Source organism: Cellulomonas sp. (assembly GCF_015234515.1).
GTDB lineage: Bacteria > Actinomycetota > Actinomycetes > Actinomycetales > Cellulomonadaceae > Cellulomonas.
Window position 1 is genome coordinate 373,078 of the sequence record NZ_JADGMY010000028.1, and the last position, 12,200, is coordinate 385,277.

The following is a 12,200-nucleotide window of genomic DNA, read 5'->3' on the forward strand; positions in this document are numbered from 1 at the left end:
AGCACGGACGCGCTTGCGGGTGGCCTTCGTCGCGTACCTCGCGGTCGTCGCGGTGATCACGATGCGCCCTGCGCCGCCGGACGACGAGACGCTCGGGCTGGCGCGCAGGTTCGTCGACTGGCTCGCCGCGGCAGGGCTGCCGGTGACGCTCCCGGGCATGGAGGCGGTCGCGAACGTCGTGATGTTCGTGCCGTTCGGGGTGCTCGTCGGGCTGCTGCTGCGCCGGCCCTGGTGGGTCGTCGTGCTGCTCGGGGCGGGCACGTCGGCGCTGATCGAGACGGTGCAGCGGTGGCTGCCGACGCGTTACCCCACGCTGCAGGACGTCGTGATGAACACGCTGGGTGCGGCGGTCGGGGTGCTGGGGCTGCTGCTGGTGTCACGACGGGCCGGGACCGGCGTGCGGTCCCGGCCCGTCGGTGGTGCAGGTGTCAGACGCCGAGCAGGTCGCGGATCGGTCCGAGCGCGAAGTACACGACGAACGCGAGCGCGGCCACCCACATGAGCGGGTGGATCGCACGCACCTTGCCGAGCGCGAGCTTCACGACGACGAACGCGATGAAGCCCGCGCCGATGCCGACGCTGATCGAGTACGTGAACGGCATGAGCGCGAGCGTGAGGAACGCGGGGATCGCGATCTCGGGCGACTTCCAGTCGAGGTCGGCGACCTGGGTGACCATGAGGAACCCGACGACGACGAGCACGGGCGCGGCCGCCTCGGACGGGACCATCGCCACCAGGGGCGACAGGAACGTCGCGAGCAGGAACGCGACACCGGTGACGACGGACGCGAGGCCCGTGCGGGCGCCGTCCGCGACACCGGACGTGGACTCCACGTACGCGGTGTTGGACGACACCGAGCCCATGCCACCGGCGACCGCACCGAGCGAGTCGACGACGAGGATCTGCTGGCTGCGGGGCGGGTTGCCCTCCTCGTCCAGGAGCTTGGCCTCCTGGCCGACGGCGACCATCGTGCCCATGGTGTCGAAGAAGTCGGCGAGCAGGATCGAGAACACCAGGACCACGACGGCGAGGACGCCGATCTTGCCGACGGCACCCAGCAGCGAGAACTGACCGATGAGCGACAGGTCCGGCAGCTGCACCAGGGAGTCCGGGAGCGCCGGGACGTTCTGGTGCCAGCCGCCGGGGTTCTCCTCGCCCGCGCCGCCGATCTTCGCGACGGCCTCGACGATCAGCGCCAGCACGGTGGTGCCGATCACCGCGATCAGCAGACCGCCACGGACCTTGCGGACCATGAGGACGATCGCGGCGATGAGCCCGAGGACGAAGACGGCGACGGGCCAGCCGGCGAGCGACCCGCCGGAGCCGAGCTCCAGGGGCGTGCCCTGGCCCTGCCGGACGAACCCGGCGTTGACGAAGCCGATGAGCGCGATGAACAGGCCGATGCCGACACCGATCGCGATCTTCAGCTCCCGCGGGACCGCGCGGAACACCGCGCCACGGAAGCCGGTCAGCACCAGGACGAGGATGACCAGACCCTCGAGCACCACGATGCCCATCGCGTCGGCCCACGTCATGCCCGGCAGCTGCGCGACCGTGTAGGCGACGACCGCGTTGAGGCCCAGGCCCGCGGCCAGCGCCATCGGGAAGTTGGCGACGACGCCCATGAGGATCGACAGGACGCCCGCCACCAGGGCGGTCGCCGCCGCGATCATCGGCAGGTTCTGCGCGTCGCCACCGCCGAGGAACTGACCCGTGCTGTCCGGGATGGTGCCGAGGATCAGCGGGTTGAGCACGATGATGTAGCTCATCGTGAAGAAGGTGACGAGGCCACCGCGGACCTCGGCGCCGATGGTGGAGCCACGCTCCGTGATCTTGAAGAACCGGTCGACGGCGCTGCGGGGGGCCGCGGGTGCGTCGTCGCGCGTCTCCTGGGGGGGAGGAGTTGTCGACATGGCGGAAGTGTCTCAGAGCCGACGACCGTCGGTGACCGTTCCCGCGGGGCCCGTGACCGGGACGTGACGCACGTTACTGCGCACGGCCTACGCGCGGCACCGGATCGTGCGCCACGCACGGTCACGGGCCGAGGAACACCTGCGAGCACAGCAGCGCGGGGCCGTCCGGGACGCAGGCGACTCCGACGTGCCGCAGGTCGGGGTCGAGCAGGTTGTCGCGGTGCCCCGGGGACGCGAGCCATGCCTCGACCACGTCCGCGGGCGGAGCGCTCGCGCGGCTGAGGTTCTCGGCCGTCCGGGGCGCGTCGCAGCCCTGGATGACGTCGTCCAGCGGGGCGTGCGTGAGCTCGGCGACGCCGACCAGGTCCGCCGCGCGCCGCTCGGCCGCCTGCGCCGCGCACGCGGAGACCTCGAGCGCCGGCAGCCCGTCGGCGACGCGGGTGGCGTTGGTGTCCTCGACGAGGGCGGCGGCGTAGAGGTCCGGCTCGAGCGCGACCGACGACGCGGTCCCGCTCGTCGGTAGCCCGGCCGGGTCCGGCGAGGGTGGCGTGCTGCACGCGGGCACGGCCGCCAGCACGACGGCGACGACGAGGGCGCGCACGACCGGAAACGTTGCGCAGGGGCGACATCCGGTCCTGATCACCGCAAGATGGTCGCAGACCGGCGTCAGGGCACGTGCGTGAGACCATGCACGGGCAATTGCGCACATCTGGTCGATCTGCGACCCGGGGGGGTACAGAGCCGTGGAGTTCCAGGACTACCTGTCCATCGTCCGCAAACGGTGGCTGTCGATCGTGCTGATCGCGACCCTCGTCGTCGCGGGCGCGGTGGCCGCGACCCTGGCGGCGACGCCGATGTACCAGGCGCACGCCCAGGTGTACGTGTCGGTCCGCAGCTCCGGGACGACGTCCGACCTCCTGCAGGGCAGCAACTTCACGCAGCGGCAGGTCAGCTCGTACGCCGAGCTGGCGACGACGCCACGTGTGCTCGTGCCCGTCATCGAGCACCTGGACCTGCCGACGACGCCCGACGCCCTCGCGAGCTCGATCTCCGCGTCGTCGCCGGTGGACAGCTCGCTGATCAACATCCGCGTGACGAGCCCAGACCCGCGGACCGCGAGCGACGTGGCGAACTCCGCGGCCGAGAGCCTGTCGAGCGAGGTCGCCGACCTCGAGCGGCCCGAGGGCGGCGTCTCCCCCGTGCAGATCAGCACGGTGCGGGTGGCGTCGCCACCGGAGTCGCCGTCGTCGCCGAACCTCCCCCGCAACCTGGCCCTCGGCGTCGTCGTCGGCCTCGCGCTGGGACTCGGCGTCGCGGTCCTGCGCGAGCTGCTGGACACGCGCGTGCGCACCGAGGCCGACGTGCACGACGTGACCGACACGTCCGTCATCGCGACCGTCCCCCTCGACGACACCGCCGCGGTGCACCCGCTGATCCTGCAGTCGAGCCCGCACAGCCACCGCGCGGAGTCGCTGCGCCGGCTGCGGACCAACCTGCAGTTCCTGGACGTCTCCGGCGGACCGCAGATGTTCGTCGTGACGTCGGCCCTGCCGGGCGAGGGCAAGTCCACCACCACGATCAACCTCGCGATCGCGCTGGCCGACGCCGGCTCGCGCGTCGCCCTCGTGGACGCGGACCTGCGACGACCGTCCGTCGGCAGGTACATGGGCATCGAGGGCGCCGCCGGCCTGACGACTGTGCTCATCGGCCGCGCCGCCCTCGACGAGGTCATCCAGCCGTGGGGCAACGGCAGGCTGCACGTGCTGCCGTCGGGGCAGGTGCCGCCGAACCCCAGCGAGCTGCTGGGCTCACGCGCCATGGGCGAGCTGCTCACGCAGCTGGCCGACAAGTACGACGTCGTGCTCATCGACACGCCCCCGCTGCTGCCCGTGACGGACGCCGCGATCTTGGCGCGCCTGACGAGCGGCGCACTCCTGGTGGCCGGCGCCGACAAGCTGCACCGCCACCAGCTGCAGGAGTCGATCGGCGCGCTGGACGCGGTGGGCGCGCGCATCCTCGGCATCGTGCTCAACCGGCTCGAGCGCAGGAGCGGCGACACGTACGCCTATTACGACTACGCCCCGGAGACGACCGGGAGAACAAACACGGAAGAATCGGGACACACATCGGTCCCGACGACCACGGGACGAATCCCTGCGGCGCACGCGCGCCCGGGGCAGAAGCGTCCCGTCCGCCGGTCCAGCCGGCCGCCGGTGACAAATGTGGTCAATACGCTCGATGACACCATCACCAGCAGCAACTCCACGACCGCATCGCACTGGCCTGGAGGTCCGCGTGCCTGACGCCGCCAAATCGGTGGTTTCGGTTTTACCGGGCGATGCCCTAGGGTAAAACCAAGCATGCAGAACACGGGGGGCGTGGCATGGTATACAAGTCTGCTCGGCGACGGTACGAGATGAATCGGTGGTCATGGGCGACCATTGACGGGGCGGTGTGGTTCACCGCCATCTACCTTGCGACGTGGCTGAGATTCGACTTCACCATCGACGAGTTCGCCGGTCGTGCTGCAGTCTTCGCGGGGGCCGCCGTGGTGCTGCACCTGGTCGTCGGCGCCGCGATCGGTCCGTACGCCGTGGGCCACGTGCGCGGCTCCTTCGAGGAGTCCGTCGACATCGCACGCACGGTCGTGTCGGTGACCGTGGTGCTGCTCGTCTGGTCCCTGGTGACCGACCCGATCATGGTGCCGCGCAGCGTGCCCCTGATCGCCGGTGCGCTCGCACTGGCCGCCATGTTCGGCGTGCGGTTCGTCATCCGCAGCCTGCGCACGCGCCGACGCGCGCCGCATCGCGAGCAGCGCCGCGTGATCGTCTTCGGCGCCGGTGACGCGGGGCGTCGCCTGATCCGCCAGATGACCGAGGACCGGCGAAGCGGGTTCTTCCCCGTGGCGCTGCTCGACGACGACCGCCTCAAGCGCCGACTGCCGGTCGAGGGCGTGCGGGTGCGCGGCGACCGGACCCTGATCGCGTCGGTGGCACGCGAGACGGGCGCCACCGCACTCGTCATCGCGATCCCCCGGGCGGACGGCGCCCTCATCCGGGAGCTGTCGGAGCTGGCCGCGGAGGTGGACCTCGACGTGCTGACGCTGCCGCCGCTGTCGGACATCATCGACGGCCACGTCAGCACGAAGGACCTGCGCGACCTCGACCTGCACGACCTGCTGGGGCGGCGCGCCATCAGCATGGACACCACGGCGATCGCCGAGCAGATCTCCGGCCGCAACGTGCTGGTCACGGGCGCCGGCGGGTCGATCGGGTCGGAGCTGTGCCGCCAGATCGCGCGGTTCGGCCCCGGCAAGCTGTACCTGCTGGACCGGGACGAGTCCGCGCTGCAGGAGACCCAGGTCAGCCTGACAGGTCAAGGGCTGCTCGACGGCGACGAGGTGCTCCTCGCGGACATCCGTGACGCCGACGCCCTGCGCGACGCCTTCGCCGGAGCCCAGCCGGACATCGTGTTCCACGCCGCCGCACTCAAGCACCTGCCGCTGCTGGAGTCGTTCCCGCTCGAGGCGTGGAAGAGCAACGTGGTGGGCACGCTCAACGTGCTCGAGGCCGCGGCGCACGCCGGGGTGCAGACGTTCGTCAACATCTCGACCGACAAGGCGGCCGCGCCGACGTCCGTGCTCGGCTACAGCAAGCGCGTCACCGAACGCCTCACGGCCCACTTCGCGTCCACGGAGCCCGGGCGCTACGTCTCGGTGCGCTTCGGCAACGTCCTCGGCTCGCGCGGGTCGGTGCTGCACGTCTTCCGCTCGCAGATCGCCGCAGGCGGCCCGATCACCGTGACGCACCCGGACGTCGAGCGGTACTTCATGCTCATCCCCGAGGCGTGCCAGCTGGTGCTGGAGGCGGCCAGCATCGGCACCGACGGTGAGGTGATGGTGCTGGACATGGGCGAGCAGATCCGGATCGCCGACGTCGCGCGCACGCTCATCCGCATGTCGGGCCGCCGGGACATCGGCATCGAGTTCAGCGGCCTGCGGCCCGGCGAGAAGCTCGGCGAGGAGCTGTTCTCCCCGCACGAGCAGCGCCGTCCGACGCGCAACCCGCTCGTCAGCTCCGTCGACGTGCCGAGCCTGCCGCCCACGAAGGTCCGGTCCCAGCGCCACCCGGACGCCCTGTCGGCACGCAGCTGGATGCACGACCGGGCGCAGGTGCCGCTGCGGGTGACAGCCTGATGGCGCGCATCCACCTCTCGAAGGCCGACGTGACGGAGCTCGAGGAGAAGTACGTCCTCGAGGCCCTGCGCTCGGGCTGGGTCGCTCCCCTGGGCCCCGAGGTCGACGCGTTCGAGCGGGAGGTCGCCGAGCGCGTCGGTGTCGGCCACGCCCTGGCGCTGGCGTCCGGCACGGCGGCGCTCCACCTGGCGCTGCTCGAGCTGGGTGCGGGCCCCGGCACGGCTGTCGTCCTGCCCACCATGACGTTCGTCGCGTCGGCCAACGCGGTCGCCTACACCGGGGCCGAGCCGGTGTTCGTGGACGCAGGACCCGACGGCAACGTGGACCCGGCCCTGCTGCTCGACGCGGTGGACACCCTGCGCCGCGAGGGCACGACGGTCGCCGCCGCAATGACCGTCGACCTGTTCGGCCGCTGCGCGGAGTACGACGAGCTCGTCGACGCCGTGGCCGAGCGCGGCGTCCCGCTCGTCGAGGACGCCGCCGAGGCGCTGGGTGCGACCTACCGCGGCCGCGCCGCCGGGTCGTTCGGCAAGGCGGCCGCGCTGTCCTTCAACGGCAACAAGATCATGACGACGTCCGGCGGGGGCATGCTGCTCAGCGACGACGAGGACCTGATCGGGCGCGCGCGCTACCTGTCGACGCAGGCACGGCAGCCGGTGGCGTACTACGAGCACACCGAGATCGGCTACAACTACCGGCTCTCCAACATCCTGGCGGCGCTGGGGCGCGCCCAGCTCAGCCGGCTGGACGAGATGATCGAGCGGCGGCGGGCGATCCGGGAGACCTACGCGCAAGCCGTCAGGGACATCGACGACGTGCATGTCCTCGCGGCCGACGAGCGCCGTGGGGACGACGGGGACAACTGCTGGTTGACGTGCGTGACGCTCGACCACACGACCGGCACCGACGTCGCGGCCGTGCTGGCGCGGCTCGACGCCGCCGAGATCGAGGCACGTCACCTCTGGAAGCCGATGCACCTGCAGCCCGTGTTCGCCGACCGCCGCAGCTGGCTCACCGGCGTGTCCGAACGGCTCTTCCTGACGGGCATCACCCTGCCCAGCGGATCCGCCCTCCGCGACGACGAGGTGTCGCGCGTCGTCGAGACGCTGCAGGACGCTCTCCGTGCGGGTGCCCGTTGACGACACCCCCACGTCCGCCGGAGGCCTACGACCAGGTCAAGCGCGCGCTCGACGTCGTCACGGCGGGCGCACTGCTGATCACCACGTCGCCCATCCAAGCCGTCGTCGCCCTGACCGTACGGCGCCGTCTGGGGACGCCTGTGCTGTTCAGGCAGGAGCGGCCCGGGCTCCACGGGAAGCCGTTCACCCTCATCAAGATGCGGACGATGCTCGACGTAGACCCGGCCAAGGGTCTCGTGACGAACGAGCAGCGGATGACCGGCTTCGGCCAGCGGCTGCGCGCCACCAGCCTCGACGAGCTGCCCACCTTGTGGAACGTGCTCCGTGGCGACATGAGCATCGTCGGACCGCGTCCTCTGCGCATGACCTACCTGGAGCGCTACACCGCCCACCAGGCGCGACGGCACGAGGTGCGTCCGGGCGTGACCGGGCTCGCCCAGGTGTCGGGCCGGAACGCCATCGGCTGGGACGAGCGCCTTGATCTGGACGTCGAGTACGTCGACCGCCGGTCTCTGCGGCTCGATCTGTCGATCCTGCTCAGGACGATCGGAGCAGTGCTGCGTCGCGACGGGATCGCGCACGACGGTCACGCCACGATGGGCGCCTTCTACGGGCCGACGAACCGCCACGGCGTCGTGGAGCGGCGCCTGGAGCGCTCCGACCTCGAGACGCGGGTGGCCTGGCTCAACGACCCGACCGTGCGCGCGGGTGTCTCGATCACCTTCGACGCGAACCTCCCCGACACGGTCGCCTGGTTCGACAGGGTCCAGGACGACCCGTGCAGGTACGACTGGGTGCACCACGACCGTGCCGGGCTCGCTGTCGCGATGTGCGGGATGACCATGGACGGCAGCGGTCGGGCCTTCTACTACCTCTACGTCAACCCCGCGGCGCACGGGCGCGGGCACGGCCGTCGGAGTCTTGCGACGAGCGTCGACCGCGCTGAGCAGCTGGGGCTGGAGGCGCTGGACCTCGAGGTCAAGACGGACAACGCGCGCGCCATCCGCCTCTACCGGTCGCTCGGGTTCGTCGAGCGGGACGACGTCGACGCGCCAGCGGGAAAGCTCGCGATGACGCGGCCCTTGAGCCGCAGGGAAGGACGTGTCGCCCGATGACCGCTCGACGCCACCTACGGGTCGTCATCTGCTCCGGGGGGCGGCGGGTCTACATCGTCCGCTGGTTCCGTGAGGCGTTCGCCAAGCTGGACGTCACCGGCGAGGTAGTCGTGCTCGACGCCGACGCGGCCGCGCCGGCTGGTCAGGCGGCAGACGTCTTCCGCCAGGTGCCGCGTGTGACGGACCCGCTGTACCGAGCGGCGATCTGCGAGATCGTCACCGAGCTGCAGCCCGACCTCTTCCTGTCATTGCACGACTACGAGCTCGAGGTGCTGTCCGACGGTCTCGCCGCAGACCTGCGCAGCGACAGGACCGCGGTACTGTCGCTGACCAACGACGCCCAGCTCGTCGCCGGTGACAAGTGGCTGCTGGCCTCACGGCTCGATCCCGCCTACAGCACGCCCACACTGCGAGCGTCCGACCATGCAGCCGTCGCGGCGCTCGTCGCAGCGAACGACAGGGTTGTCGTCAAGCACCGTTACGGCAGCGCCTCGTCCGGGCTGTCGATCGTGTCCGGCGACGACGTCCATGCGGCGGTCGCACGTGCCACGGTGGACGCACCTCGGCCGATGTCCGCGTCGTCGACCGATACGCCCGAGGACTGGGTCGTCGTGCAGCCGTGCGTCCGCGGGACGGAGTACGGCATGGACGCCGTCTTCAGCGTCCACGGGTCGCACGGCGGAGTCCCGAGGGGCGTGTCTGCTCGTAGAAAGCTGCGCATGCGGGCCGGCGAGACCGATCAGGCCGTGACGGTCGATCCCGCGCCCTTCCAGGGCGTAGCCGGGGCGATCGGGGCTCTCCTCGAGCCGCGCGGTCTCGTCGACGTCGACGTGATCGTGGACGACGCAGGGCGGTCGCACGTCATCGACATCAACCCCCGCTTCGGCGGTGGGTACCCTTTCACGCACCTGTCGGGGGTGGATGTCCCGGCGTTCTACCTCGCAGAGGTCCTCGGCTTCCCCGAACCGGAGAAGCACCTTGCCGGCCTGCCTGGCGTCATGAGTGCGAAGTACGAGGAGATCACCGCAGTGCTCACGACGGACGGCCGACCGTGACATCAGACCGCCGGCCATCTGAGGGCAGCACGGCTGCCAGGCGAGCCAGCAGCCGACGTCCAGTGCCCAGTGCGCAAGACCGCACGGCGCTGCCGCACTTCGTGAGCGCCGTGAGGTGACGGACCACCCGCCGAAGGCGTCCGCGGGTCCCCAGCCCGCAGTGTCGACCCGGCTCCGCCACGCGGCAGCCAGCCGGACGAGTGTCCTGCTGCTCGGCCAGGTCGTCGCCGCGGGAGCTGCATTCGGCATCAACATCCTGGCTGCCAAGGTCATGGCCCCGGCGGACAGAGGCGTGCTCGCGCTTGCACTCCAGCTCTCGTACATGGCCACGACGGCGGCACTGCTGGGTGTCGAGTCGCCGTACGTGGCGCGACGCTCGGGCAGTTTCCCCCAGGTTGCGCGCGAACTCGTTTCCCTGATGCGCCTCAGCGTGCTGCTCCCGGCGGCGGGCCTCGTGACGGGAATGGCCCTCTACCTCACCGGGCACATCGAGGTCGCGGTGATCCTCGTTCTCGGATCACTGTATGCCTATGGCAACACGTACGTCAGGGCAGTGCGTGCCGCCTACATCGCGAGCAACGCAGCCAAGCCATTTCTGGTGACGGCCGTCGTGTCACAGATCGTGCTTCTCGCGCTCGCTGCCCTGCTCGTCCTGCTCGACATCGGTGATCCGAGCTTCTGGGTCGGGGCGTACATCATCGTCTCCCTGCCGGCCGTTGCCATCCTCCTCGCGCAGGCTCGCGGCGCCAGACCGATCGACCAGGACGCTCGGGCCGAGCTCGCGGTGGTCCGGCGGCAGGGGTTGCGCCTGCTCCCGGCCTCGTTCGGCAACACGGCGATGCTGCGGTCGGACCGCCTGCTGCTCCCTGCCCTCGCCTCGGTGTCGGAACTCGGGCTCTACATCGTGGTCGCGACCGCGATGGAGATCGCGGGCTGGCCCGTCAAGCAGTGGGTGGACTCGTCCCTGCGCCGCTGGCGGGAGCAAGGACGCGCACTCCGCGCCGGCCTGCTGGTCGCGAGAGCCACAGTCCTGGCGCTCGCCCTCTCTCTCGTGGGCGGAGGTGTCACGTACGTGGCCGTCGTCGTCTTCCTCCCCGAGCCGTACCGCGCATCGACGATGCTGATCCCGGTCCTGGGGTGCGCCACGACCATCTACGCCGCCACGCGCGTCCAGCAGGGTCTGCTCGTCGCGCGCGGACAGTCGACGCAGGTCTCGATCGTCGAGATCTCGGGCATGCTGGCAGCCGTCGCGATGTACGTGGCCCTGATCCCCACCTGGGGCGCGATGGGTGCCGCCATGGGATCGGTCATCGGGTATGCCGTGTGTCTGGCCGCGGGCGCCTGGGCGCTACATCGATCCCCTTCTGCGATGGACCGGAGCACCCATTCCGGAGAGGCGACGCTGTGAAGATCATCTACGTTCAGCAGTACTTCAACACGCCGGACATGGTCGGCGGGAACCGACCCTACGAGATGGCGACCCGGTTTACCGAGGCGGGCCACGACGTCCATGTCGTGACGACCCGTCGCGACCCGGACCCGGGTGATCGCACGGTCGAGGTGCGCCGGGTCAACGGCTTCACGGTTCACCTCATCCCCGCTGCGTACCGGCAGACCATGCCCAGTTGGCAGCGAATCAGAGCGTTCCTCACGTACGCGATGCGGGCGAGCGTGCTCGCTCGCCGACTGCGCGGCGACGTCGTGTTCGCCTCGAGCACTCCACTGACCACTGCGATCCCCGGTATGTACGCGACCGCGTTCCGGCGCTCGCCCCTCGTGTTCGAGGTGCGCGACCTGTGGCCCGCGATCCCGATCGCGCTGGGGTACCTCCACAATCCCCTCCTGCGTTCCGCCGCAGTTCTTCTCGAACGGCTCGCGTACCGTCGTGCCAAGACGATCGTCGCCCTCTCGCCCGACATGGCCTCGGAGATCATCGCCCAAGGCGTGCCACCTGAGAAGCTCGTAGTCGCGCCCAACGCAGCGGACGTCGGCCGTTTTGACGTCCCCGCCGAGGCAGGGCTCCGCTTCCGCGAGGAGCGCGACTGGCTCGCGGACCGACCCCTCCTCGTCTATTGCGGCACGCTGGGGAAGGTCAACGGACTGACCTACCTCGTCGAAATCGCATCGGAGCTCAGGGAACTTGGGTCCGACGCCGTCGTCGCTATCTACGGACAGGGTTCAGAACGTCCGGCGACCGAGGCACTCGCGGAGACGCTCGGCGTGCACGGCACGAGCGTACGATTCTTTGACCCGGTACCGAAGCAGGATCTTCCCGCCATCCTGAGCGCTGCCACTCTGTGCACCTCGTTCTGGATTCCGATCCCGGTCCTGGCCAGCAACAGCGCCAACAAGCTCTTCGACTCGATGGCAGCCGGCAGGCCGATCGCCATCAACCACGGCGGCTGGCAGGCGGAGATCATCGCCCGAGCTCGTACCGGCCTCGTTCTTCCTGAATCTGACGCCCCGGCAGCGGCTCGCGAAATTCACGCGTGGCTCTCGCTACCCGTTGCCGAGCGTCAGCAGTATGGCGAGCGCGCGAAGCGCATCGGAGTCGAGGAGTACAGCCGTGACATCTCAGCAGCTCGTGTTCTCGACACGCTCGAGGCCGCGGTCGGCCCGACGTTCACTCGACCCGAGATCGATGTAGCAGGTCGAGACACGTAGATCGGCACCGCCGGCCGACCGCCGCCAGTTAGTCGTTCTGCCGCACGCTGGCGACAGGCGCGAGCGTCTCTTGCCGGTGGTCAACTGACTCGTCGGATGCCGACAGATGACCGTGCCCA

General features: G+C 70.3%; 10 protein-coding genes. 8 read left to right on the forward strand and 2 right to left on the reverse strand.

Annotated features, from left to right (window positions below; all coding sequences use genetic code 11):
• The first annotated feature begins 19 nt into the window (after window positions 1-19).
• The gene (locus IR158_RS15290; RefSeq protein WP_291814293.1) at window positions 20-502 is read left to right on the forward strand and encodes a VanZ family protein; all 483 of its coding nucleotides are present in this window, start codon (window positions 20-22) and stop codon (window positions 500-502) included.
• Here IR158_RS15290 and IR158_RS15295 read toward each other — a convergent pair.
• Window positions 429-1,913: an NCS2 family permease gene (locus IR158_RS15295; protein WP_291814295.1), complete on the reverse strand. Its 1,485-nt coding sequence runs from the start codon at window positions 1,911-1,913 to the stop codon at window positions 429-431. The two genes, IR158_RS15290 and IR158_RS15295, sit on opposite strands and share 74 nt — an antisense overlap.
• 121 nt (window positions 1,914-2,034) lie before the next feature.
• A complete protein-coding gene (locus IR158_RS15300) occupies window positions 2,035-2,514 on the reverse strand; it encodes a CAP domain-containing protein (protein WP_291814297.1) in 480 nt (159 codons plus the stop codon).
• Between the two features lie 142 nt (window positions 2,515-2,656).
• On the opposite strand from IR158_RS15300, the gene IR158_RS15305 reads away from it, so the two are divergent.
• The 7 genes from IR158_RS15305 (at window position 2,657) to IR158_RS15335 (ending at window position 12,081) form a co-directional block, all read left to right on the forward strand.
• Window positions 2,657-4,216 (forward strand): polysaccharide biosynthesis tyrosine autokinase, encoded by a 1,560-nt coding sequence (locus IR158_RS15305; protein ID WP_291814299.1) that lies wholly within the window; start codon window positions 2,657-2,659, stop codon window positions 4,214-4,216.
• A 113-nt stretch (window positions 4,217-4,329) separates the two neighbouring features.
• A complete protein-coding gene (locus IR158_RS15310; RefSeq protein ID WP_291814301.1) occupies window positions 4,330-6,108 on the forward strand; it encodes a nucleoside-diphosphate sugar epimerase/dehydratase in 1,779 nt (592 codons plus the stop codon).
• Complete coding sequence (locus IR158_RS15315) at window positions 6,108-7,247, forward strand: aminotransferase class I/II-fold pyridoxal phosphate-dependent enzyme (RefSeq protein ID WP_366928451.1); 1,140 nt, start codon at window positions 6,108-6,110, stop codon at window positions 7,245-7,247. Before IR158_RS15310 ends, IR158_RS15315 begins: the two co-directional genes overlap by 1 nt.
• Window positions 7,244-8,362 (forward strand): GNAT family N-acetyltransferase, encoded by a 1,119-nt coding sequence (locus IR158_RS15320; protein WP_291814303.1) that lies wholly within the window; start codon window positions 7,244-7,246, stop codon window positions 8,360-8,362. The genes IR158_RS15315 and IR158_RS15320 overlap by 4 nt, the downstream gene beginning before the upstream one ends.
• A complete protein-coding gene (locus IR158_RS15325; RefSeq protein WP_291814304.1) occupies window positions 8,359-9,417 on the forward strand; it encodes an ATP-grasp domain-containing protein in 1,059 nt (352 codons plus the stop codon). Before IR158_RS15320 ends, IR158_RS15325 begins: the two co-directional genes overlap by 4 nt.
• A 160-nt stretch (window positions 9,418-9,577) precedes the next feature.
• Window positions 9,578-10,825 (forward strand): polysaccharide biosynthesis C-terminal domain-containing protein, encoded by a 1,248-nt coding sequence (locus IR158_RS15330; protein ID WP_291814306.1) that lies wholly within the window; start codon window positions 9,578-9,580, stop codon window positions 10,823-10,825.
• Window positions 10,822-12,081 carry a glycosyltransferase family 4 protein gene (locus IR158_RS15335; RefSeq protein WP_291814308.1) on the forward strand — a complete coding sequence of 420 codons (1,260 nt, stop codon included), beginning with the start codon at window positions 10,822-10,824 and terminating at the stop codon, window positions 12,079-12,081. The genes IR158_RS15330 and IR158_RS15335 overlap by 4 nt, the downstream gene beginning before the upstream one ends.
• Window positions 12,082-12,200 lie beyond the last annotated feature (119 nt).